We start from the raw sequence: 26,109 nt of genomic DNA, 5'->3' as shown, positions 1-26,109 counted from the left end.
AAATGAAAAAAATATTAATAACATCTGCCTTATGTGCGTCTTTTATGTTTGCAGCTAGTGCACCAAGTAGTGAATATAGCTATGAATTAACTCCATTTGCAGCTGGAATATTATCTGATAGTAAAGCAAATTTAGATGATGATCACTATGCAAATGCTGGTATTTCATTAGCTAAAAACTTACAAAACTCTTTTCTTGATCAAGTAGAATTAGCAATCATGAGAAGTGATAGCCTTAAATATGAAGGTTCTAATGGAAATACTAATATCAATAGAGTATTTTTAAATGCAGTTAAAAAGCTACCTTTAACTGAAAAATTAGCAGCTTATGGTTTACTAGGTGCTGGATACCAAGATGTAACTCAAGAGATGAAAGATAACGATGATTCTGCATTATTAAATTATGGTCTTGGATTAAGATATGATCTTCCATATTATGGAATTGCAGTAAAAGGTGATGTAAGACATCTTTTCTCAATTAATGATAAAGAAAATGACATAATGTATACATTAGGTTTAGCAATGCCTTTAGGAAAAAAATATTCTGAAAACATTGCAGCAAAAGTTCCTGTAATCGCAGAACCAATTGCTCCAATTGTACCTGTTGTTGACGGTGATGATGATAATGATGGTGTTTTAAACTCTAAAGACTTATGTCCTAATTCATTACCAGGTGCTGTTGTAAATGAAAATGGTTGTGAAGCTGATGACGATAAAGATGGTGTAGTAAATAGACTTGATAAGTGTCCTAACACTTCAGAGGGTGTAGCTGTTAATGCTGAGGGTTGTGTTGCAACAATCAATTTAAACATTAATTTTGATACAAACTCAGATAAAATCAAATCTGCTTACATCAATAAATTAGAAGAATTTGCAGCTATGTTAAATGAAAATCCAAAGTTAAATGCAACTATTGAAGCACATACAGATTCAAAAGGTTCATCACAATATAACCAAAAATTATCTGAAAAAAGAGCTGCTTCAGCTGTAAAAGCTTTAGAAAGTTTAAATATTGCACCTAATAGATTACAATCAATTGGTTATGGTGAAACTCAACCAATTTCTACAAATGATACTGCACAAGGAAGAGCAGAGAATAGAAGAGTTACTGGTTTAATTAACCAATAATTTTATATTTTAAAGACTTAGATAGCTTATCTAAGTCTTTATTCCTAACACAAAACTTCTTACTTCTTCAATTTAACTATAAACTTACAAAACTTTAGATATAATCGCGATAAATAATAGATAATAAGGATAATAACCTTGCAAGAAAATATTAGAAATTTCTCGATCATTGCACATATTGATCATGGTAAATCTACACTAGCAGATAGAATTATACAAGAGTGTGGTTCTGTAGCAGATAGAGATATGTCTGCTCAAGTTATGGATACAATGGATATTGAAAAAGAACGTGGTATTACAATTAAAGCACAAAGTGTTAGACTTGATTATGTAAAAGATGGACAAAATTACGTATTAAATCTAATTGATACTCCAGGTCATGTTGATTTTTCTTATGAAGTATCTCGTTCTTTAGCATCATCAGATGGTGCACTTTTAATTGTAGACTCAACTCAAGGTGTTGAAGCACAAACTATTGCAAATGTATATATTGCAATGGAAAATGATTTAGAGTTATTACCAGTTGTAAATAAAATCGATTTACCATCTGCTGATCCAATTAGAGTATTAGAAGAAGTAGAAGATGCTATTGGAATTGATTGTACTGAACATAATCTAATTTCTGCTAAAACAGGTCTTGGAGTACGTGACTTAATTGATTCAATTGTAGATAGAGTTCCAGCTCCTAAAGGAGATACAAATGCTCCTACAAAAGCACTTATTTACGATTCATGGTTTGATAACTATTTAGGTGCTTTAGCACTTGTACGAGTTTATGAAGGAAGTATTAAAAAAGGTCAAGTTGTTCGTATGATGAATACAGAACATGAACAACAAGTATTATCATTAATGTATCCTCATCCATTAAAAAAACAAGTTACAGATGAAATAAAAACAGGTGAAATTGGGATTGTTGTATTAGGAATCAAAACTGTTGATATTATTGCTGTTGGTGATACTATTACTGATGCAAAAGATAGAACACCTAAAGCTATTGATGGTTTTGAACCTGCGAAACCTTTTGTATTTGCAGGGATTTATCCAATTGATACAGATAAGTTCGAAGATTTAAGAGATGCATTAGATAAATTAAGACTAAATGATTCTTCAATCTCTTATGAACCTGAAAGCTCAGCAGCACTTGGAAGTGGTTTTAGAGCTGGTTTCCTGGGAATGCTTCATATGGAAGTAATTAAAGAAAGACTAGAGAGAGAATTTAACCTTGATTTAATTGCAACGGCTCCAACTGTTATTTACGAAGTATTAAAAAATGATGGAGAAAAGATTTCTATTCAAAACCCAAGTGAACTTCCTATGCCAAATCATATTGATACAATTTTTGAACCATATGTAAAAGCAACCATTTTAGTACCAGATGAATTTTTAGGAAATGTAATAAAACTTCTAAATGACAAAAGAGGTATTCAAAATAAAATGGATTATATAGGTACAAGAGTTTTACTTGACTATGATATTCCTATGAATGAAATTGTAATGGACTTTTATGATAGATTAAAATCTACTACAAAAGGTTATGCATCTTTTGATTACGAACCAATAGGTTTTAGACCAGGAATATTACAAAAACTTGATATAAAAGTTGCAGGTGATGTTGTTGATGCACTATCTATTATTGTTCCTGAAAATAAAGCTTTATCAAAAGGTAGAGAGTTTATTAAAGCTTTAAAAGAGTTAATTCCAAGACAATTATTTGAAGTTGCTATTCAAGCTAGTATTGGTGCAAATATTATTGCAAGAGAAACTGTAAAATCAACAGGTAAAAACGTAACTGCAAAATGTTATGGTGGAGATATTACAAGAAAAAGAAAACTATTAGAGAAACAAAAAGCTGGTAAAAAAAGAATGAAGTCTATTGGAAAGGTTAATGTTCCTCAAGAAGCATTCATGGCAGTATTAAAGATTTAATTCTTTAATACCCTTTACATTTTAAATAATAAATAGTATTATTTAAAATGAAATGCTTAACATGTGAATCTTTATCTTTTCAAATAATTTGTAAAACTTGTCAAACAAACTTACTTGAGCCTTCTTTTCATAAAAGAGAAGTAGAAAAGAATTTCTTTAACTACTCATTTTATGCACTATCAGATATTGAAGATTTAATAACATCAAAATACTATTTTCATGGAGATAGAGTTTTTAATATCCTAGCAAAACTATCTTTTGCAAAATTTTCTCAAAACTTTAAGTTAGAAGAAGAAATAATTGCAATTGCTATTGATGACCATACAAGACACGATTTTTCACATACAGCAATTTTAGCAAAGCATTTAAACTCAAAAATTATAACTGCTAAATACAATTGTTTAAAAGCAAGTAATATTGTTAAATATGCAGGAAAAGATTTGGAGTATAGAAAAAATAATCCAAGAAAATTCAAAGTTTCAAATATCAAAAACAAGACTCTTATACTTTGTGATGATTTAATCACAACTGGTTCTACAATATTAGAAGCAAAAAAAGCACTCGAAAAACAAAATAATAAAATCTTATTTTCTTTAACCCTAGCTGATGCAAAACTTTAGTATAATTCTTTTTTTAATAAAGGGATTAATGTGATAGGAATTATTGATTATAATATGGGTAATTTAGCAAGTGTTTACAATGCTTGTCACTTACTAGATGCTAAGGCTTCATTTGTTAAAAACCCAGAAGATTTAAAAAACTTTGATAGAATTATTCTTCCTGGAGTTGGTGCATACGGTGATGCGATGAAAAACCTACATGAAACAGGAATGTTTCAAGCAGTTCACGAATATGCAAAATCTGGAAAACCAATGATTGGTATTTGTCTTGGAATGCAACTTTTATTTGAAAGTTCACAAGAGTTTGGAGATACAAAAGGTCTTGGACTTATTGATGGACATATTGTAAAATTTGATAAATCAAAAATGCATGAAGATACAAAAATCCCACACATGGGATGGAATGTCATTAAAACACAAGATGATCACACTTTATTTGAAGGGTTAAAAGATCCTTATTTATATTTTGTTCATTCATATCATGCAGTTACTGATGAAAAAAATATTATAGGGAAAACTGAATATGGTTATGATTTTGCAAGTGCTGTGCATAAAGAAAATATATATGGCTTTCAACCACACCCTGAAAAATCTCATGACAATGGATTAAAAATACTTAAAAATTTTATGAATTTATCACACTAAAGGAAATAGATAATATGGATATATTACCAGCAATTGATTTAAAAGACGGGAAAGCTGTAAGACTAAGTAAAGGGCTAATGGATAGTGCAAAAATTTATTCTGATGAGCCTTGGCAAGTAGCAAAGAGATTTGAAGAACTAGGTTCAAAATGGTTACATATAGTTGATTTAAATGGTGCTTTTGCAGGAGAACCTGCAAATTTAGAACAAATTAAAAAAATTAGAGAAAACTGTAATTTAAAAATCGAACTTGGTGGTGGAATTAGAGATGAAGAAACTATCAAGATGTATATCGAACTTGGAGTTGATAGATTAATACTTGGTTCAATTGCAGTAAAAGATCCACAGTTTGTAAAAGATATGGCGGCTAAATACCCAATTGCTGTAGGAATTGATGCAATGAATGGAATGGTTGCAGTTGAAGGTTGGGCTGAAGTTTCTACTATGGAAGCTACTACTTTAGCTAAAGAGTTTGCAAATGCTGGTGTTGAAGCTATTATTTGTACTGACATTTCAAAAGATGGAATGCTTTGTGGAGTTAATGTTGAGTTTACAGAATCAATTGCATTAGCATCTGGAGTTGATACTATTGCTTCTGGTGGAGTAAAAGATATCAATGATATCACAAACTGTAAAGCAAATGGAAATATTGCTGGTGTAATTGTTGGAAAAGCGTTTTATGAAGGTACTTTAGATTTAGAAGAAGGTTTTAAAGTATTAAAAGACTAAATAGTTAATATGTGTTTAATAATCTCTGTAGTATTTGTAGCCCTTGCATATATGTTTTTTGAAGAGAACAATATGCAAGGTTTTTATATAAATACTGCTATTGCTTTATTTTTTATAGGGCTTCTTACAAGAAATATACTTACAACTAAAAAGAAATAAAATGTCAGTAAAATCAAAACATGAATCCATCTACGAAAAGATGATGAATGAAGAGGATGCTAGAGTTTGCAAAGCAATTGATGAAAGAGCTTGTAAAGTAGTCCCTGGAAATTTCTTTATTACAATAATTTCTTACTTTTTTACTAAACTTGCAGACTCAGTTGCTAATATGAAAGTTATTATTCCTTGGCTTATGGAAAGTCTTAGTGTTCCTTTATTTTTAATTAGTTTTCTTGTACCCATAAAAGAATCTGGTTCACTTTTACCTCAACTTTTAATTGCAGCATATATAAGAAAACTTCCAATAAGAAAATATATATGGAGTATTGGCTCATTTATTCAAGCTCTTTGTATAATTGCAATAGGAATTGTTGCATGGAACATGCAAGGTTTAAATGCTGGTATTGTAATCATTGTTCTTATAATAATTATGAGTTTAGCAAGAGGATTAAGCTCTGTTGCAGCAAAAGATGTAATAGGTAAAACTATTCCCAAAAAAAGAAGAGGCGCTTTAAATGGCTATTCTGGAAGCTTAGCAGGACTTATTGTAATTGATCTTGGAGTATATTTCTTATTTGTTGGAGAAAAACCATTTTCACCTCAAAATTTTGGAATTCTACTTTTTTTAGCTGGATTTTTTTGGATAATTGCTTCTTTGACTTACTTAAAAATTGAAGAGTTTGAAGGTGAAACGGATGGTGGAGGAAATGCAATTACAGTTGCTTTAAAAAAACTATCACTTCTTAAAACAGATAAAGCTTTTAGGCTTTTTGTAATAACAAGAGCTTTATTTTTATGTGCTGTACTATCAGCACCATTTTTTGTAATACTTGCACAACAACATTCTAATTCAAGTAATTATCTATTGGGTTTATTTATTTTAGCAGGTGGGCTTGCAGATTTTTCTTCTTCAGTTATTTGGGGGAAACTATCAGATATTTCAAGTAAAAAGTCTATGATTATTGGTGCTACAATCTCTACTATATTAGGTTTTCTAGTTTTTGTTTTAAGTACTATATATGAAAATATTTTTTCTACTCTTTGGTTAATGCCTTTAATATATTTTATATTGACAGTTGGTTATCAAGGTATTAGAATAGGAAGAAAGACTTATTTGATTGACTTAGCAGATGGAAATAAAAGAACTGATTATGTAGCAGTTAGTAATACAATTATTGGTATAGTTTTATTATTCGCAGGTTTTGTAGGATCACTTAGTTCAACTATTGGTTTAAATGGAATTATACTTTTATTATCAATAATAGGTGTTATTGGTATTATCTTAGCTTTAAAACTACCAGAAGTACAAGAAGATTGATAAGTAATGTTTTTTATAAAGGAACTTTAAAAATATTTTCATATGTTTTATAATTATTCTTTTGACAGTAAAAAAGTGTATATGCACAAACAATAGAGTCTAACATATCTTCATAGTGTTTTAATTTTATACCCTTAAGTTCATCAATATCTTTATAAAAATCACCTTCAACTACTTCTTGAAGATAACTTTGTAATATTTTTAATTGTTCTCTTATATATTCAGTATTTCTACCTTTTTTTCTTTTATAAGGTAAAACTGTTCCATGAAAACAATTCATAATAGTAGCATGAGGATATACTTCAAATAACTCTTTTCCTAGCTTTTGAGGAACATTTTTAACTAGTTCTTCACCAACAATAACCTTACTATATTTTAACATCAGATTTCTATTGACAGGATAAACTCCAAGTTTTTTTGAAGAGTAATCTTTTAGGAATTCTATTTCAATACTTCTATTTCCAGTTTTATTATTTACTACTAAAGGAGCATCAACACCCAAAATTGCATCTGGATACTTTTTTATGAAAGTTATTACTTCATTTAAATTAGATACAACTCCAGTATAAATAATTTTATTATCATCTAATAAAGTCACACCTGAGTAATTATTTTCACTCCAAGCTAAATCAATACCAATATAAAGCATAAATTTACTGTTTTTCACCTGCATCTGTATAATGTAACTCTAATCCTTTAGAAGTTGCTACAAATCCATTTACATTTATTCTTCCATCATGTACCATTTTATGATGTTCTTTACATAAAGGTATTAGGTTATATTTGTGATTTGCATTTATATGCTCTATAAAGCCTTCTTTATTAGCACGTGCTTGTTCTTTTATATGATGAACATCGTCACAGGCTCTTCCACAAATTACACAAGTTGAGCTATAAACATTTTTATTGTACTTTGAAGTTTTACGCTGAGATAATCTCTCAATTGAGTCATAATCATCTGTTAGTTTTTTTCTAATATTATTAGCAACAGATAAAAACTCTTTATCCATATGTAAAGATTTTGCATACTCTAATCCATACATTGAAGAACCACTACCATATGCTAATTTTCTATCAAAGATTAATTTATCTTCTTCATTATTATACATTACAGATAGATGTAATGCAATAATATTTTTCAATTTCTCAACATCTTCGATTTCTGGTAATTGGTGTAAATGTGTAGCAAATACAAAAATAGCTTCAAGTTTTGAAAGTTTCAAAATAGAACTTGCAACTATTGATAATCCACTCATTGTTTCAGTACTATGAGATATTTCATCTCCTAAAACTAGGGATTTTTTTGTAGCTCTATTAAAAATATTTTTAAGTTCTAGCATCTCAACTGCAAAAGATGATAGGCCCTTTGCAATATTATCAGCTCCTGAAATCCTAGTATATACAGCATCAAAAATAGAGAATCTCATAGATTTTGCAGGTACGTAAAAACCAGCTTGTGCTAAGATTACTGCAATTCCAATTGCTTTCATTAGTGAAGATTTTCCTGATGAATTAATCCCATATAATAAGACACCATGCATTTTATTGTTATTCATATTAACAGGATTTGAGTTCTTTATAATTACATTATTTTTATACTCTTTTGAAGCTAAACTTAATTCACCTAAAATAATATCGTTTGGGACATAAATCCCCTGTTCTTCATTTGCTTCAATTATTGGATGTCTTAAATCAATACATTCTAAAAAGTTTTCATCATCTTTTGTTTTTACAATTTTAGGACATACATAATTATATTTTTTTGCTGTTTTTATATTTGAAACTGTTAAATCAACTTCAGAAATAAACTGAACTAATTCACTTAATAGTTGTGCAAATTTTTTCTCAAATTCTGATATTTTTTCTTTAAATACTAACTTATTTAGTTCAATAATTTTTCTTAAGTTATGCACATACTTATCTGAAATTTCTTCTGTTAATTTACAAAAAATCTTTACAGAGTTTGTTTGAACTTTTATAGTGAAATCTTTAAATAATAATAAATCATCATCAATAATAATATGAGAGTTTAATAGTTCATCTTTTACTAAATTGAATCTATTTTTTGTCAAGCTTAAAAAGAATCCCTCTTTATCAAGTCTATTTATTCCAACATAGTTAGAGTCTTGAGTTTTTACAAAGGATAGTATATGTGTTTTTAATAGTTCTAATTTTGAGTATAAAATATCATTCTGAATATTTAACTCATCAATTTGAGTATTAATACCACTATTTACCATATTTCCCTCAACATCTTTTAGCATATATTTACCACTAATAGATAAATCAAATGTTGAGTCAATTGATTGTATAAATTGTTCTAGTTCACTACTAGTACAAGGAGGAGTGATAAACTTATAATTTTCCATAAAGGAAACTACTTCTTTTATACTAAGCAAAGAATCATATAAATAGTTAAGTTCAAAAGGATGTAATCTATTTAATTTTATACGTCTAGTTAATCTTTCAATATCATAAATATTTGCTAATTCATTTTCAATTGGAGCATGATAATCAAACAACTCTTTTGATAAAGCAAATCTTCTTAATAACTCTTTTGAATCTTTTACAGGATGAGTCAATCTCTCTTTTAAAAGTCTTTTTCCCATAGCTGTTGAAGTATTATTTATTAGTTTTATTAAACTTGGATTATGTGATGTTTCAATAATATTCAATTGTTCTATTGCATTATTTCCTAAATAAATATACTTACTAATATCAAGTTTTGAAGGTAGTGATAGTTTTTGTATAATATTTGAATCATGCCCTATTACAAAATCAATTAAAACAGATAAAGATTCTGTACTTAAAGGAACTCTTTCCATATCTAAATGCTCGATTGCAGTTAATAAAGATTGAATATTAAATACATTTTTAAACAGCTCATTTTGATATGAGATTTTAGGTCTAAAAGTACCTATATGAAATGTTTTTAGTTTTAATTCTAAATAATCAATAACCTCTTTTTCATTAATATTTTTATCTGCAAAAGTAATAATTATTTCATTTGTTTTATGCATATTCATATAGTTAAATACCTCATCTAAGGCAAAAAACTTATCTTCACTAGTTCCATGGACTTCATTGTAATAACATTTTCCAGTAGTAACATCAATAGCAGAATATCCAATTAGATAAATTCCTCTAATTTGATCAACTAAAATTGAAGTAATATTATTTTCATCTTGGTTTAATACAAAATCAAAATTTGTTCCAGGACTTACTACTGTATCTAAGTATCTTGAGACATTAGGGGGAACGCCTTTTTGTTTTATAAGGACAATAGTATATTTCTGTTCAGAAATTATTCTTGCTAAATGCTTCTCTAATGAAATTGCAGGAACTCCTGCCATAATAGGATTTTCAGGTGAATTTTCTAAAATAGTTTTATTTTTTCTAGTTAATTGGATATTTAAAAGCTCAGCAATCTCTTTTGCTTTTCCAACTTGCTCTTCATCATTGTTTACTTCATATACTTCAAAAAATGTTCCTATCTCCATAAGAACTACTGTATTTTTTCCATATTTTTTTTCAAATAGTCTTTGTAATTTAAAATAAGTGATTGTTAAAAGTGTTTTTTTGTCACTTAATATTTCAGCTACTTCTTCTCTCACTTTATTTTCGTACTCCAGTCCATTTTCTTATAAAGCTTCTTTGCTCTTTTGTTAAATCAGCTTCTTCATGAAGCCATATATAACTTTTTAAAGGCATTGCTGCATAAACCGTTCTATATATTTTCTTTAACTTCTTAGTTTTTTCTTCTTCTGATAAATTTTGCCATGTAGAAAAATTTAAAGATTTTCTTCCATTTTGGACATGTGATGTAATAATCCAAGAAGCAGGTGCAATTTGAGAATACCAAGGCCAAACTGCTTGGTTTGAATGACAATCATAACAAGCTTGTTTTAATATATTCATAACTTCTAAAGGAGCTTTAATTTCTAACTCTTTTTCACTTGCGATATTATTTTGATCAGGACGTATAACTTGCATTACTATAAAAATTATAAATATAATTAAAAGTGCTCTTTTCATTTACTTCTTTACTTTGTCAATAGATTATATGGTCTTTTTAACTCTTCAATAAATAAAGAAACTGACATATTACGCCCTTTTCTAAAAAATTCATTTTTATCAAAATAAACCAATGTTGTAGGTATAGAAAATACCGTAAAATGACTTGTAATTTCTTTATGTAAATCGGTCTTAACTTCAAACATTTCAAATAAAGGAAAGTTTTTACTAACCTCTTCTTCAATCTTAGGTTTTAATACTTTACAAACAGAACAGTTCTCACCTGAGAAATATATTAATACAGGTTTTCCTGTATTAATACTATTTAGTAGTTGTTCTAGATTTTGTATTTGAATCATAGTTTTCTTCTGCTTCTTCATCAAGGCATGTTATAGGTTCATCTTTTTTTAAATTAACTTGATAAGCTTGTTCTTTAAAAATATCTTCTTTTGATAAAGAAATTCCTTTCATATGAGTTAAAGGAAAAGCAAATGCAACACCTTTTCCTGTTGTTGTAATATGTAGTGAATGAATAATAGACTTAACAACCTCATTTACTAAATATTTAGGAAGTAAAAATAATAATAAAGTATCATTTGCTTCAAAAGATGTTCTATAGAAATTAGCCATTTCATCTAAACCAATACCATCCGCACGTAAAACAGTAACACCTGAAGCTCCTGCTTTATGGGCTGCTTGAATTGCATCAAGTTTTTTATCAACTGGTACAATTATAACTACAGCAGAGAACTCTAAAGATAAAGAGTGTCTAGTAGTTGAACCATCGATATTAACTGTTGCTAAATCCATATTTTCAGCATCAACTAAATTATCATGTAATAAGTCTTCTTGCTCAATTTGTGTATCTGATTTAACTTCAAACTTCTCTATTAAAATACCATAAGCCATAACAGTTATCATAGGAAACAGTGAGGCAAAAGCAATAAGACCAAATCCATCAATTAAAGGACTTCTTCCTGGAATATTTGTAGCTAATCCAATACCAAGAGCAGCTACAAGAGGAACTGTAACAGTTGAAGTTGTAACTCCACCTGAATCATACGCAATTGGAATGATATATTTTGGAGCAATAAATGTTAAAATAATTACAATTAGATATCCAACAATAATATAATAGTGAATATGTCCACCATCTACAATTCTAAAAGCACCTAAAGCAATACCAATGGCTACACCAGAAGCTACAAATAGTCTTAATGCAAAATCATTAATCTTACCATCAGAGATATCTTTTGCTTTTTTTGCAATTGCCATAAGAGCAGGTTCTGCCATAGTAGTTGAAAATCCAATAGCAAAAGCAAAGGCATAAATAACAAATACAGAATCTCTTTTTGTTAATTGATATGCCATAGTCTCACCAAGTGAGAAAAGACCCATTTCAAGTCCAAGAATAAATGCATATAAACCGAAAATAACAAGTGCAAAACCTAAAAATACAGTTTTTAAATTCTGAATTGGTTTTTTTAATACTCCATATTGAAAGAAAAGAATAATTGCTAAAATAGGAATAACATCTTTAACAACTGATAATATTCCATAAATAACAGATTCAAATGTAATATCAGTAGGAGATGATATTGCAGCTTTAATTACTACATCAGCAACATTTTGAGCATCAACTAAGTTATATACAGCAATACCATAAATTTGAACAAAAATCATAGGTGTTAATGAAGCAAAAGCAATAAGACCAAAACCATCAATAACAGGGTTTCTTCCTTTAATATTTGAAGCTAAACCAATTCCAAGGGCTGCTACTAAAGGAACAGTAACCGTAGAAGTTGTTACTCCACCTAAATCATAAGATAATCCAATAATTTCAGGTGGTGCAAAGAAAGTAACAGTTACTACTATTATATATCCAGCAATGATATAATAGTGAATAGGATGCCCTTTTATAATTCTAAAAACACCTAATAAAATTGCAAAACCAACAGATCCAGCAACTACAAATCTAAGAACAGTAGCATCAATTCTTCCACTTGAAATAGAAGCTGCTTTATCTGCAATAACTGCAAGTGCAGGTTCTGCTATTGTGGTACCAAAACCAATTAAAAAACCAAAGATTAAAATCCATGTAATCCAACCAGATTTAGCAAAATCCCTTGCTAAACCCTCACCTACTGGGAAAACACCAATTTCAAGACCTTGTAAGAAAATTGCAAGACCAACTCCAACAATACCAAGACCAATTGCCGTATTAACCCATCCATCTGGAACTGCTTGGATAATTGCTAATTGAAAAAATAGAATTACAACTATAATTGGAATTAAATCTCTAAAAGATTCTTTTAAAAGTTTTAAAAAGAAGTTAAACTGCATCATGTAATATTATATCTCCTGCTATTACTCTAAATAATTATTTATTTAGTAAAGTGACTATATTATACACTCTTTTTTATAAATACTTGATTTTGGTCAAGTTATTTAATTAAGCAAAGCAGATTTACTGCTTTACTTATTTATACTTGATGAGAAGTTTGTTTTGAAAGTCTTTCTTTTTGAGAAAGGTAAGAGTTTAAGGCACTTAAATATGCTTTTGCAGTTGCTAACATAGTATCAATACTTAAACCATGTCCAACAAAGGCAGGAGAAGATTCATCAAAAGAAACTCTAGTAGTAACTTTTGCTAAAGCATCTTTACCCTCAGTTACAGAAGTTACTTTATAATCTTTAAGCTCTCCATTATAACCTGTTAATCTATCTATTGTTTTAAAGATTGCATCCATTGTACCATCACCAATAGCAGCATCTCTCATGATTTGATTTTGGAATTTAATAGCAACTGCTGCTGTTGGAACTCCATTTGAACAATCAGAAATTTGTAATGCTTCTAATTCATAAGTTTTATCTTGATTTAAAGCTTCATCAGTAATTAACATTCTAATATCATCATCACTAACATCTTTTTTCTTATCAGCTAAAATTTTAAATCTTTCAAAAGCAGCATTTAATTCTTCATCACTTACTTTATCAAACCCTAAATGTTCAATCTTATCTCTAAATGCAGCACGACCAGAATGCTTACCTAAAATTAATGTAGATTCTTTAAATACACCAACATCTTCAGGTCTCATAATTTCATATGTTTCATTATTTTTTAACATACCATCTTGGTGAATTCCACTTTCATGAGCAAAGGCATTTTTACCAACAATTGCTTTATTTTGTTGTGGTTCAACACCTGTGATATTTGCTACTAATCTTGAAGTTGGATATATCTCTGGAGTGTTAATATTTGTATATAAATCTCCAAAAGCATCTTTTCTAGTTTTAATAGCCATAACAGCTTCTTCTAAAGCTGAATTCCCAGCTCTCTCACCTAAACCATTCATAGTAACTTCTATTTGTCTAGCACCATTCATAACAGCTGCTAATGTATTTGCAGTTGATAAACCTAAATCATTATGATTATGTACTGAAATAATCGCACGATCTCCTGCAAAATCTGATAATTCTTTAACCATTGCACCTAATTCATGAGGTAATCTATATCCTACTGTATCTGGTAAGTTAATAGTTGTAGCACCTGCATTTATTACAGCATCCATAACTTCTTTCATAAATGGAATTTCAGAACGTCCAGCATCTTCTAATGAAAACTCAACATCATTAACAAAAGTTCTTGCATATTCAACTGCATGAACAGCTCTTTTTATTACCTCAGCTTCATTCATTTTTAATTTATACTTCATATGAATTGGTGAAGTAGCAATAAATGTATGAATTCTATGTAATGGAGCCTTACTAACTGCTAATCCTGATTGTTTAATATCATTATCAATTGCACGACTAAGTGAACAAATAGAAGAGTTCTTAACTTGTTCTGCAATTCTTGAAATTGCATCAAAATCACCTGGACTAGCAGCTGCGAAACCTGCTTCAATAACATCAACACCTAATTTTTCTAATTGTAATGCTATTTTGATTTTTTCTTCTGTATTCATTGAACAACCTGGACTTTGTTCACCATCTCTTAATGTAGTATCAAATACTATAATCCTATTTTTATCCATTGTGATTTACCTTTTAAAATATGTAATATTATATCTTTTTTATTATAAAAAAAGAAAAACTATGTAATGTAATTTGTTGATTGTTTAAAGTCTAATTGTAAAAAATTAGAGAGTTTTTGTAAGAAGCAATGAAGAGTTAACACTTTTGATGAAATGGTTATTGTAGAAATTAAATATTTTCATAGAACTCTCCTAAATTTTTGAATGTGCATAAGTATAATTAATTTAAATACTTTTGTCAAGACTTTGTAGAAGATTCAGAAAGAATAACTTGATTACGTCCTTTTACTTTTGCTTGATATAATGCAATATCAGAATATTTATAAAGAGTATCTTCATCAACTATTTCATCTGCTTTTTGTACAATAAGTCCAGCGGAAATAGTAACAAACTTACTATTTCTACTATTTTTATGTTCAATTTTTAAATTCTCAACAGCATTAACAATCTCTTGTACATGAAATAAAGATTCTTGAACTTGTGAACCTGAGAATATTAAACAAAACTCTTCGCCACCTATTCTAAAAGCATAATCACTAGATCTTGATGTATGCTCAAGTAATACTTTGCCTATTTTTATTAATACATTATCCCCTTTTGGATGACCATATGTATCATTATACTTTTTAAAGTGGTCAATATCCAAACTAACTAAAGTTATTATTGATTTATCTCTTTTTGCTCTTCTAATCTCTTTATTTAAAATAGTATTAAAATGCCTTCTATTATAAAGTCTTGTTAAATCATCTTCAATTATTAACTGCTCTAATCTTTTCTTATTTGTAATATCATTTCTAATAGCCGTATAATTTATAATTTCATCATCTTTAAAAACAGGAGTAATTGTAAGATTGGCATAATAAATTGTTCCATCTTTTTTTCTGTTTTTAATCTCTGTTTTAAATCTTTTTCCTGAACTTATCTCTTTCCACATATTTTCATAAAAAGAATTAGAATTATCTTCATGCTTTATTATTCTATGACTTTCACCAATTAGTTCGTCTTTGCTAAACTGTGTAAATTCACAAAAAGCACTACTTACATCAATAATTATTCCATTTTTATCAGTTATTGAAAGAAGTACATTTTCATCAACTATTTTTAATAAATTATCTTTTTCATAAAGTTTATCTTGTAAATAGCTCTCAACTATACAATCTTGAACATTTGAAATAAGATTAACTAAGTTTATTGGTTTTATTACAAATTTTGATATTTTAAGTTCTATTGCTTTTAAAAAATAATCAATATCTGAATATGCTGTTGTAATTATAATTGGGACTGAAGTATGACCTATTTCTTTAATCATCTCAAGGCCATTCATTTTAGGCATTTGAATATCAGTAATTAATATATCAGGCTTTACTTCTTTAAAAAGCTCAAGCCCCTCTTCACCGTTATTTGCAATATAAAACTTTTTAACATATTTTTTAAAGAAAAAAGATACTTCTTCACTAATCATCTTTTCATCTTCTACGTATAAAATAGTTACATTGCTCAACAATGTCTTATTGATTTTTTTCAACTCTACTTCTTTTTTATTATTTACTTGTATTTATTATAATAAAGTATACTATAAAAACCTTTATTATAATAAGCGTATTTGCTTATTTTCTTGTTTTTTTAGCTAGATAAAGGTACTGATACAGTAAATTCTGCACCCTCTTTTGTATTATTTACAAATAGTTTTCCATTCATATTTTTTTCAATAATGATTTTTGACATATATAATCCAATACCAGTACCTTTTCCTTCTTCTTTTGTTGTAAAATAAGGTTCAAATATTTTCTCAATTATAGAAAGAGGAATTCCACCTGCATTATCTTTTATACTAACACAAGCATATTTATTAGATTTTTTTATTTCTATTAAAACTTTTGCATTAGTAATTTTTTTATCAACAAGGGCATCTTTTGAGTTTGTTAATATATTTAAAATAACTTGTGAAAACTCATTAGGAAAACCCATAACTTTAATATCTTTTGAAATTTTATAATCAATAGTAATTCCATTATATTCAAAAGTTGAACTAATTAAAGATAAAGAGTTTTTTATTGATGCATCTAAACTAAACTCTGTAATCTCTTTATTAGGTTTAAAAAAGTTTCTAAAATCATCAATTGTTTTTGACATTGTTGAAGTTAATAAATTCGCTTTTTCTACAGATTTCTCTACAAATTTATCATCTAAATCACCCATCATATATGTTAATTGAATATTTTGGATTACTAATCCAAGTGCATTCAAAGGTTGTCTCCATTGATGTGCAATATTTCCAATCATTTCTCCCATTGAGGCTAGTTTTGATTGCTGAATTAAAAGATCTTCTTGTCTTTGTCTTTTTGAAATTTCATTTATAACTCTATGCTCAAGATTTTCATTTAGCTCTTTAAGTTCAATAGATTTTTCTTCTAAAGATTCATTAACTTTCTTTAATTCCCTTGTTCTTAATTCAACTCTTTTTTCAAGTTCCATTTGCGATTTTTTTAACTCTTTTTGTGAATATTCTAATGAATCTAGCATTTTATTAAAAGTTACAGACAACTCTCCAATTTCGTCATTAGTTTTAATATTAGCTCTTTGTGTTAAGTCACCTTTAGAAATTTCATAAGATACCTTACTTAATTTTATAACTGGATTTGTAATCATTATTGCAATTAAATAAGATAAAAAAATTGAAGTAAGTAGTAATACTAAAGCCAAAAAAATTATGTTATTGTACATTTCATCAATTTTTTTGTCATACTCTTGAAGAGATAATTCTAAATGATACCAACCCCAAAGCAAACCTGAAATTTTAACAGGATATGTATATATTAATACTCTTTTATTTGAATAAAGTGATTCCACAATTTTAAAATTACTAGTTCCATATTCATTTTTTTTATAAAAATTTTTACTTTTGTCTAATAACTCCCATTTCTCTTTTTTAATAGATAAGAGATTTCCATCTTTTCTAGATATTAAAAAAGTCTCTATTCGTTCATTTTGATTTACAAACTTTAAAGTAAACTCTAATAAGCCTATTTCATTATCAATAATCATGTCATCTTTTTTTACAAAGGATATAGAATCACCAATACTTTTTGCTTCTGAATATAAAGATTCTAAAATAGATTTTTTCTGGAAAGTAATAACTTGTGAAGTAAATGTTAATAATATTAATAAAATTGCAAGAAAAATTAATATAAATAATTTTCCAAATAATTTATTTCTAAATAAGTTTAACATTAATTATGCTTCTTTTTTAATTTATAATATTCATTATAAAAATTATTCATATCTAACAAATCTTCTTTTTTTACTTCATATACATCATAAAATTTAAATAATGAGTATAATTCATTAATATCACTATCATCTTTTAAATTTTGCAATGCTTCAAAGAAAATATTTACAGTGTGATTATCTGTAGATTTTGAAAAGACACTAATAAAAGGAATAAAATCAATATTAGAACATTCAAATAATTTTACTCGTTGTTTTAGTGATGGGTTTAATTCAAGCATTGTAGTCCAAGTCGTTTTTCTAACTAATGCTAAATCTTGCTTTTTAAAAAAAACATTTAATAAACTTGTTGATTCTTTTGATTCATATTTTACTGATTTTACAAGTTTACTAAAATCTTTTTTAGTATTTTCTAAACTTTTATAATCAAGCCAAATACTTCCAATAGATTGGTACTTTTTCATAATAATTGTTTTATTTTTCAGATCTTTATATGAATCAAATTTAATATCATTCCTAGCAACTAAACAAAATTTATACTCCCTTTTTTCATTAAAAGATACACTCCAATATCTTGAACTTATAGGATCCATTTGATTTTTATGTTTATAATAATCTCCATATTCCATAGATACCATATTTAAACTATGATTCATATAGTTTTTAAAAACTTTTTTTCTATCATCATAAAAAGTAACATTTAAATTTATCTCTTTTTTTTCACCAACCCTACCAAGCCATTTACTTAGACTTTCTCTTGCGTCTTTAAAATCAGCTAAAATATCATAACTATGAATAAAGCCATAATTAATCTCATTTTTAATTTTTTTTTCATTTGAAAATGAGTTTATAGTAAAAATAAATAAAAATATTATTAAGAGAATTTTTTTCATATGTAACCTATAATTTTATTTTATCAAATTTTTAATAAATAATAATTTTCAGTCTTTTGTTAGCTTTTATTGTAGAAAGAAAAAGATAAAATTTTATTCTACCTTTTTCTTATCATTATTAGTCTTTTTTAGATTCGTTTTCTTCCGTATTTAAATCTGTATCATCATTAGATTCAGAAACTTCAGATTCTTCTTCTTTTTCATCTTCACTTTCATCTTTAGAAAGTGCTTCAGTATGTAAATCTTCATCTTCGAAAACTGTTCCACCATTTGACTTAATGATATCTCGTACTCTTTGGCCTGTTATAACTTCAATTTCAAGTAATTCAGCTGTCATCTCCTCAATAGCTTCAGAGTTTTCTCTTAAAGATTCTAAAACAGCGGCATATCTTTCATTAAGTAAAGTTTTTACGTGTTCATCAAGATTTTTAGCCATATCATCAGAGAAATCTTTTTGTGTTTGTCCACCTAAGAATTGGTTTTGTCTTTTTTCTAAAACCATAAGTCCAGCAACATCACTCATTCCATAAATAGTAGCCATTGATTTAATAATATCAGTAGCACGTTCAAGATCATTACCTGCACCAGTTGAGATTTCACCAATAAATACTTCTTCAGCAGCACGACCACCAAGTAATGTATCTACTTCAGCAATTAGCTCATGTTTTTGCATTAAATACTTATTCTCTTCAGGAGTATTAAGTGTATACCCTAAAGCAGCCATTCCTCTAGGAACAATAGATACTTTATTTACTTTTTTAGCACCTTTAGTAATTTCTGCAATTACAGCATGTCCTGATTCATGATAAGCGACAATCTTTCTCTCTTTTGGAGATATTCTTCTAGATTTCTTTTCAAGTCCAGCAATTTGCCGCTCAACTGATTCTTTAAAATCTTCATATGTTACTTCTTCTTTATTAGCACGACCTGCAAGTAATGCAGCTTCATTAATAATATTTGCTAAATCTGCACCAGCTAATCCAGCAGTCATTTTTGCAACTTCAACTAAATCTACATCTTTTCCAACTGCAACGTTTTTAATATGTACATTTAAAATCTCTTTTCTACCTTCAAAATCAGGTTTATCAACTAAAACTTGTCTATCAAATCTTCCTGGTCTTAATAAAGCAGGATCAAGTACTTCAGGTCTATTTGTAGCTGCTAATACAATAACAGGAGCTTCTTCAGTAGCAAATCCATCCATTTCTGCTAGTAATTGATTTAAAGTTTGTTCTCTTTCATCATTACCACCCATTGGACCACCAGAGGCTCTACTTTTACCAATTGCATCAATTTCATCAATAAAGATAATTGCAGGAGCAACTTTTTTAGCTTGCTCAAATAAATCTCTAACTCTAGAAGCTCCAACACCTACAAACATTTCGATAAATGCAGAACCAGAAACACTTAAGAACTCAACATCAGCTTCACCAGCAACTGCTTTAGCAAGTAATGTTTTACCCGTTCCAGGAGGTCCAACTAAAAGAACACCTTTAGGAATTTGAGCTCCTAATTTTACATATCTATCTGGGTTTCTTAAAAATTCAACTACTTCTTGAACTTCTTCTTTTGCTTCTTTGTTTCCTGCCATATCTTCAAATTTAACATTTGGTTTTTCAGAATTAATCATCTTTTTAGATGAACCAATTCCAAGAAGGCCTCCGCCTCCTCCACCCATTGATTTAGACATTCTTTTTGTAATAAACATCCAAATTGCTAAGAAAATAAAAATTGGTAAAACCCATCCAAATAAAATATCGGCTAAAACATTCTCTTCATTAATCCCACCATAATTAATTCCATTTTTTTCTAAACTTGCAACTAATGTTTCATCAGGAATTACTCTTCTTGCAGTATAAGTTGTAATTTCTCCAGAAGGACCTTTAGAAACTGCTCTAATTTGAGTATTTCCAATTCCAACATATTCAATTTTTCCAGAAGTTATTAACTTCTTTAACTCTGAATATGGAACAGTCTTATTTTTAGACTGTGTATTAAAGGGAGTAACTCCATTATTTGAACCATTTCCCATTTGATTTTCAGGGAATAATGCTTTAAAAGCAAAAATTGTAACTATTGAAAAAATTACAAAAACTAATAATGGATTATTATTAAAAAAGTTGTTATTGTTTCCACCATTATTGTCATTATTTTGTTTATCATTCATAAACTAAAACTCCTTATTATTTTTAAATACAACTGTTACCCATTCATTTTTGTGAATAAGTTCTAATTGCTCTAAGTCTTTAAATTTATTTAACACTCTATCAATGTGTTTATCTAAAATACCTGAAATTATTAATATACCATCATCATTTAAACAGTTCTTTAAATCTTTTGCAATCATTGCTAATACATCTGCAACAATATTTGCTATTACTACATCATATTTATTTTTTGCTTTATTAGCAGATCCAATCCATGAAGTATTAAATTCTACAGAATTTAATTCAAAATTACTTGTAGTATCTTTTATACAAACATCATCAGTATCACAAATATCAACAATACAGTTTTTCTTTGAAGCTGCAATTGCTAAAATTCCACTTCCTGTTCCTACATCTAAAACTCTTGATTTTTCATCAACATACTTATCAATTGCATGTATACAAGATGAAGTTGTTTCATGATGTCCAGAACCAAAAGATAATGCAGGGTCAATTATAATATCAATTTTATTTTCTTTTTTTTCTTCCCAAGAAGGACGAATGTAAAAGTTTCCAATCTCAACAGATTTAACTGATTCTTGATATTGTTTTATCCAATCGATATTCTCTTTTTTTGTATGAGTTGTAAGGCATTCGATATCTAAAGCTTTTGCAAACTGTAAAATACCTTCTTCAACATTAGATAAATCATCTTCACTTCTAGCTATTAAAGTACCATCAATTTCTTCAATGGCATTATTATTAGTTAGAGATGTAAGTAGATCTAAAAAAAGTTCATAATTTTTATTTGGATTAATTGTTAATTCAAAATAGTATTCAGACAAATATTTCCTTTTTATTTAACTATATAAAATTAAATTCTTTTGTAAAAAGTGAGATATTTTATCTAAATAACATTATGAATAATATTAAAAAGGTTTAAAAGAAAGATTCAATCATATCTCTCATAACTTTTTGATCAGATATTTTATTAATTAAATCTCTAAATTCATGAGCTCCAGTATAACCTTTTGAGTATGAATGTAGTAGTTTTCTAAACATCACAGTACCGTGTTCACCATGAAAATTTAGTGTTGCATCAAAGTGTTCTAGAATAATCTCTTTTTTTAAGTTCTCAGAGATATCTTTATCTTCAATATTTTGTTTTAATTGATGAAAAATCCATGGTCTTCCAATTGCTCCACGACCAATCATTACACCATCAGCTTTTGTATACTCTAAAACTTCTCTAGCTTTATCATAATCTTTTATATCACCATTTGCAATAACAGGAATATTAACAGCTTCTTTCATCGCTTTAATTGCATCATAATCAACAGGAGCTTTATATTTACCTGCTCTTGTTCTTCCATGAACAGATACAAAATCAACACCACAAGCTTCAACTGCTTTTGCAATTTCAACGGGAATCTTTTCATTTACTCCAATTCTTACTTTTGCACTTGTATATTGTTTTGTAGAGTACTTTTTAACAGTTGATAAAATACTTTCAAGCTTTTTTAAATCTCCTAAAAGATTTGAACCTGAACCGTGTGAGAATACTTTAGGAGCAGGACATCCACAGTTTAAATCAATTCCATCAATTCCATCAATATCATTTAACATTAAAACAGCATCTCGAACTAATTCAGGACTATTTCCTGCTATTTGAACAATATAAGGATCTTCACTTGGAGATTTTTCTATCATTTTAAATGTTTTTTCTGATTTATAAACTAAAGCATTTGAAGAAATCATTTCTGAAATTGTAATATCTGCACCAAATTTTTTAACTACAGATCTAAAAGGTAAGTCAGTATAACCAGCAAGAGGTGCCAACACCATTAAGGGTTGGCTAAAATCAATTTTCTTTGTCATTATTTATATGAAATCGATTCTAAATCGTAATGTTTACCAGCATCTTTTAAATCTAAAAGTGCTTTAAATGATGTATATTCACCTTCTGGTGTTGTATCAACAATTTCTCTTACTTTATCAATCATTTCATATTCAAATAATACATGTAAATAAGCAGGAGTTGAAGCATCAATTTCTTCACTTAACTTTTCAAATAATGCAATAATTTGATCTGGTTGTAAAATTGATTCATAATTTCTTGCAAGCGCTAAATAATCTTCTGTTGTATATTGTAAATCTTTTACAATTTTAGATATTTCTTCTGAAGAAAATCCAAACTCATTATTAGCTGCATCTTTTTCAAATAATCTTCTAGCTAAATCTTTATCTAACTTAACATTTTTATAAAGTTTTTTAATTGTAGTCATAGATTTTTCATTAATAACATTAATAAACGATTGTCTAACTACATTTGGAGCATAGTTTTCAACTTTTTTAAGAACATCTACTGAAAAATCAGGTTGTTCATTTACTTTGTTGATTAAATTTTGATTTGCTAATTCTGACATTTCATTTAATTTTAAAGACTTAGCTACTACATGTTTTCCAGCTTTTATATCTTGAATATTTGCAATTAAAGAGTTTAAATCTGAATCTGAAGAAGTAAATGTATCACTTTTAACATTTAATTTCAATTGAGAAACAACAGCTGATAGCTCTTTAAAAGCTTTTGTTTTAAATCTTTTTGGAGGATTTTTTTCTAATAAATTTGATTTAATTAGAGTAATCATTGTTTCTTTATCTTTATTTATTGCTCTTTGTTTAAATACATTAATTAAACCATAAAATAAGATATGTCCAATTGTAGCAATAAATAATATTACTAAAGGAACTATAATCCAAACTGCAATTGGTAAAAGTAATGAGATATCAAGAATTGTAACTTTAAAATCTCCTAACTCTAAACTAAATGTATATCCATAAATTGCACCAATAAACAATACTGAAAAAACAATATATTTTTTAAAACCCATAACTAAATCCTTTTTTACTATTTTTCTACTTCGTAAATCTCTCTACACGGTGTACAAAACTTTGCAAATGGTTTTGCTCTTAATCTTCCTATTGCAATTGATTCATCACACATTTCACAAGTACCATAAGTTCCATTGTCAACTCTTTTTAACGCGTCTTCAATCTCTTCTAATTCTTTAACTTGTTGATTTGCAATAATACCCTCTTTAAAACTATCACTTGATATTTCAGCATAATCATATTCATCTTTACACTCAGAATTTTTCAAGCAATCAATGCTATCTCTACTTCCTTGTATATTTTTTATGATTAATTCTTTTTTATCTAATAAGATTTGTTTTAATTCTACAACTTGTTTTGTGTTAGCCACATTATACCCTTAAATTTAAAATTTTGCCATTATACAAAAAATATAATAAATTATTTATGATATGGGTGGTTATTTATAATACAAAGCCCTCTAAAGATCTGTTCAGTCAAAACAACATTTGCTATTTTGTGTGCCATTGTCAAATCACTTAGAGATATTATACTATCACATTTCTTTAAAAATTCTCTTTCAAAGCCATATGCTCCACCAATAAAAAAATTTATTTCATTTTTACCCTCTAATACTTTAGAAAAAGAATAAGAATCCAATTTTTTTCCTAAAACATCTAAGGCAATATTATAACCTTTTAATAAAGGTTCATAAGTATCACTATAAGCTTTTTGTGCTTCACTTTCACCTATTGTTTGAGCTTTTGCAATAGATTTATTAAATATATAATGAACTTCAACTTTTGCATATTTTAGTGACATTTTAATAAACTCTTTTATTAAAATATCAAACTCATCTTTTGATGGTTTAACAATTGAATAAATATTAATTTTTACCATAAATATCCCCATTAGTCACGTAAAATCCACTTCCCACAACATTAAAAGTTATATTTTTAATCTTGTCCTCAATTTTAACACCACCAATAGCACAAACAGGATGAGTTGATATCTTTGCAAGATAAGAAATCTTTTCTCCTAATACAGTACTTACATCTTTAGTATTAGTATTTTTATAAGCGCCTAGACCTATCATGTCTAACTCTAGTTCATTTGCTTCTAATATCTCTACTTCATTGTGAGTTGAAAGACCTAAAAGCTTTTTTCCTATTTTTTTTCTTATTAATTTTATTGCAATTTTTTTGTCTTTATGAATTAAAGCAAAGTCTTCTTGTCCCAAATGCAAGCCGTTACAATACTCTATTAGTTCAATTTTATCATTTATTAAAATTGGAACTTTTAATGATTCTTTTAAAAAAAGTAAATTTTCTTTTTGTATTTCAATAGAAGATACTTTATCTCTATATTGAACTAATTTTACATTTTTACTTTTACATAAATTTATAAAAGATTCAAGTGAGATATTTTTTTTTAGAAGAGTTTCATAATCACATAAAACATATAAGTAGTTAGAAGCTTCAAGTTTAAAACCTAAAGCTTCTTCAAAATTTGATAACATTTAGTTTGCTATTTTCTCTTTTTTAAACATTGTTAATAAATCAGATAGTGTTTGTTTCATATCAGCTCTATTTACAACCATATCTATTGAACCTTTTTCAAGTAAGAATTCAGCTCGTTGGAATCCTTCAGGTAAATCGGCACCAATAGTTTGTTTAATAACTCTTTGACCTGCAAAGCCAATTAAAGCTCCTGGTTCTGCCATAATAATATCACCTAAGAATGCGAATGATGCAGAAACACCACCCATTGTTGGATCTGTTAAAATAGAGATATAAGGTAATTTTGCATGATCTAATCTTTTTAGAGCTGCAGAAGTTTTAGCCATTTGCATTAAAGCAAAAGTTGACTCTTGCATTCTTGCACCACCTGAAGCAGAAACAATAATAAGACCTTGATGTTTTTCAATAGCTCTATTAACAGCTCTAACAATTTTTTCACCCTCAACAGAACCTAGAGAACCACCCATAAAAGAGAAGTCAAATACAACAATTTGAACAGCTGTTCCATTGATTTCACATTCTCCACTTACAACAGAAGATGTTCTTCCTGTCTTTTTAAGAGCTACTTCTACTCTTTTTTTATAAGAAGTTTTATCTACAAATTTTAAAGGATCGTTTGGTCTTAAATCTTCATCATATTCAACAAAAGCACCTTCATCTGCTAAAATTTCAATTCTTCTTTTTGCCCCAATTCTCATATGAAAATTACATTTAGGACATATATTATCTTGATTTTCTACTTCTTTAAAGAACATTAAAGAACTACATTCAGGACACTTTACCCAATGACTTGGAGCATCTTTTTTTGTAGCTTGTTCTTTAGAATCGCTATCAAATGATATTTTGCTAAATAAATTTTTTAAATCCATACTAAAT

At 27.9% G+C, this 26,109-nt stretch carries 24 protein-coding genes; 7 read left to right on the top strand and 17 right to left on the bottom strand.

Annotated elements, in window-relative coordinates; all coding sequences use genetic code 11:
• From GBG18_RS07665 to GBG18_RS07640, 7 genes are all read left to right on the top strand, one after another.
• On the top strand, positions 1-1,127 hold a 1,127-nt coding region (locus GBG18_RS07665; protein ID WP_152189907.1), incomplete at its 5' end, for an OmpA family protein.
• A gap of 138 nt (positions 1,128-1,265) precedes the next feature.
• Positions 1,266-3,053, top strand: a complete 1,788-nt coding sequence (gene lepA / locus GBG18_RS07660) for a translation elongation factor 4 (protein ID WP_152189906.1) — start codon at positions 1,266-1,268, stop codon at positions 3,051-3,053.
• Positions 3,054-3,100: 47 nt separating this feature from the next.
• Entirely contained in the window at positions 3,101-3,673 is a 573-nt protein-coding gene (locus tag GBG18_RS07655) for a phosphoribosyltransferase family protein (RefSeq protein WP_152189904.1), read from the top strand.
• Positions 3,674-3,703: 30 nt separating this feature from the next.
• On the top strand, positions 3,704-4,318 hold the full coding sequence (hisH, locus tag GBG18_RS07650; RefSeq protein WP_152189902.1) for an imidazole glycerol phosphate synthase subunit HisH: 615 nt from the start codon (positions 3,704-3,706) through the stop codon (positions 4,316-4,318).
• A 14-nt stretch (positions 4,319-4,332) separates the two neighbouring features.
• A complete protein-coding gene (gene hisA, locus GBG18_RS07645) occupies positions 4,333-5,046 on the top strand; it encodes a 1-(5-phosphoribosyl)-5-[(5-phosphoribosylamino)methylideneamino]imidazole-4-carboxamide isomerase (RefSeq protein WP_152189900.1) in 714 nt (237 codons plus the stop codon).
• Positions 5,047-5,055: 9 nt separating this feature from the next.
• Positions 5,056-5,205, top strand: a complete 150-nt coding sequence (locus GBG18_RS15315; RefSeq protein ID WP_193311095.1) for a hypothetical protein — start codon at positions 5,056-5,058, stop codon at positions 5,203-5,205.
• A 1-nt stretch (position 5,206) separates the two neighbouring features.
• Entirely contained in the window at positions 5,207-6,523 is a 1,317-nt protein-coding gene (locus GBG18_RS07640) for an MFS transporter (protein ID WP_152189898.1), read from the top strand.
• A gap of 13 nt (positions 6,524-6,536) precedes the next feature.
• On the opposite strand, the gene GBG18_RS07635 is transcribed toward GBG18_RS07640, so the two are convergent.
• From GBG18_RS07635 to accD, 17 genes are all read right to left on the bottom strand, one after another.
• Entirely contained in the window at positions 6,537-7,190 is a 654-nt protein-coding gene (locus tag GBG18_RS07635) for a DUF429 domain-containing protein (RefSeq protein ID WP_193311094.1), read from the bottom strand.
• Positions 7,177-10,137 (bottom strand): MutS-related protein, encoded by a 2,961-nt coding sequence (locus GBG18_RS07630; RefSeq protein ID WP_152189895.1) that lies wholly within the window; start codon positions 10,135-10,137, stop codon positions 7,177-7,179. The genes GBG18_RS07635 and GBG18_RS07630 overlap by 14 nt, the downstream gene beginning before the upstream one ends.
• 1 nt (position 10,138) lies before the next feature.
• Positions 10,139-10,558, bottom strand: a complete 420-nt coding sequence (locus GBG18_RS07625) for a heme-binding domain-containing protein (RefSeq protein WP_152189893.1) — start codon at positions 10,556-10,558, stop codon at positions 10,139-10,141.
• Positions 10,559-10,566: 8 nt separating this feature from the next.
• Positions 10,567-10,896, bottom strand: coding sequence for a thioredoxin family protein (locus GBG18_RS07620; protein ID WP_152189891.1), 330 nt, complete (start codon positions 10,894-10,896; stop codon positions 10,567-10,569).
• Positions 10,859-12,883, bottom strand: a complete 2,025-nt coding sequence (locus GBG18_RS07615; RefSeq protein WP_152189889.1) for a DUF1538 domain-containing protein — start codon at positions 12,881-12,883, stop codon at positions 10,859-10,861. Before GBG18_RS07615 ends, GBG18_RS07620 begins: the two co-directional genes overlap by 38 nt.
• 137 nt (positions 12,884-13,020) lie before the next feature.
• A complete protein-coding gene (locus tag GBG18_RS07610) occupies positions 13,021-14,574 on the bottom strand; it encodes a 2-isopropylmalate synthase (RefSeq protein WP_152189887.1) in 1,554 nt (517 codons plus the stop codon).
• A gap of 238 nt (positions 14,575-14,812) precedes the next feature.
• Entirely contained in the window at positions 14,813-16,099 is a 1,287-nt protein-coding gene (locus GBG18_RS07605; protein WP_152189886.1) for a diguanylate cyclase, read from the bottom strand.
• Positions 16,100-16,197: 98 nt separating this feature from the next.
• Positions 16,198-17,805, bottom strand: a complete 1,608-nt coding sequence (locus tag GBG18_RS07600) for an ATP-binding protein (protein WP_152189884.1) — start codon at positions 17,803-17,805, stop codon at positions 16,198-16,200.
• Positions 17,805-18,695 (bottom strand): PhnD/SsuA/transferrin family substrate-binding protein, encoded by an 891-nt coding sequence (locus tag GBG18_RS07595; RefSeq protein ID WP_152189882.1) that lies wholly within the window; start codon positions 18,693-18,695, stop codon positions 17,805-17,807. Before GBG18_RS07595 ends, GBG18_RS07600 begins: the two co-directional genes overlap by 1 nt.
• A gap of 118 nt (positions 18,696-18,813) precedes the next feature.
• Positions 18,814-20,862, bottom strand: a complete 2,049-nt coding sequence (ftsH, locus tag GBG18_RS07590) for an ATP-dependent zinc metalloprotease FtsH (RefSeq protein ID WP_152189880.1) — start codon at positions 20,860-20,862, stop codon at positions 18,814-18,816.
• A gap of 3 nt (positions 20,863-20,865) precedes the next feature.
• Positions 20,866-21,687, bottom strand: a complete 822-nt coding sequence (locus GBG18_RS07585; protein ID WP_152189878.1) for a 50S ribosomal protein L11 methyltransferase — start codon at positions 21,685-21,687, stop codon at positions 20,866-20,868.
• Positions 21,688-21,781: 94 nt separating this feature from the next.
• Positions 21,782-22,720, bottom strand: a complete 939-nt coding sequence (locus GBG18_RS07580) for a tRNA dihydrouridine synthase (RefSeq protein WP_152189876.1) — start codon at positions 22,718-22,720, stop codon at positions 21,782-21,784.
• Entirely contained in the window at positions 22,720-23,733 is a 1,014-nt protein-coding gene (locus GBG18_RS07575; RefSeq protein WP_152189874.1) for a hypothetical protein, read from the bottom strand. Before GBG18_RS07575 ends, GBG18_RS07580 begins: the two co-directional genes overlap by 1 nt.
• A gap of 17 nt (positions 23,734-23,750) precedes the next feature.
• Positions 23,751-24,104 carry an RNA polymerase-binding protein DksA gene (gene dksA, locus GBG18_RS07570; RefSeq protein ID WP_152189872.1) on the bottom strand — a complete coding sequence of 118 codons (354 nt, stop codon included), beginning with the start codon at positions 24,102-24,104 and terminating at the stop codon, positions 23,751-23,753.
• Positions 24,105-24,154: 50 nt separating this feature from the next.
• A complete protein-coding gene (locus tag GBG18_RS07565) occupies positions 24,155-24,613 on the bottom strand; it encodes a 23S rRNA (pseudouridine(1915)-N(3))-methyltransferase RlmH (protein WP_152189870.1) in 459 nt (152 codons plus the stop codon).
• Positions 24,600-25,232, bottom strand: a complete 633-nt coding sequence (locus GBG18_RS07560; protein WP_152189868.1) for a thiamine phosphate synthase — start codon at positions 25,230-25,232, stop codon at positions 24,600-24,602. Before GBG18_RS07560 ends, GBG18_RS07565 begins: the two co-directional genes overlap by 14 nt.
• Positions 25,233-26,102, bottom strand: coding sequence for an acetyl-CoA carboxylase, carboxyltransferase subunit beta (gene accD / locus GBG18_RS07555; RefSeq protein ID WP_152189866.1), 870 nt, complete (start codon positions 26,100-26,102; stop codon positions 25,233-25,235).
• Between the last annotated feature and the right edge of the window lie 7 nt (positions 26,103-26,109).

Source organism: Poseidonibacter ostreae (assembly GCF_009208075.1).
GTDB classification, from domain to species: Bacteria; Campylobacterota; Campylobacteria; order Campylobacterales; family Arcobacteraceae; genus Poseidonibacter; species Poseidonibacter ostreae.
Note: the sequence above shows the minus strand (reverse complement) of the source record. Positions and strands in the feature narration are given on the sequence as shown.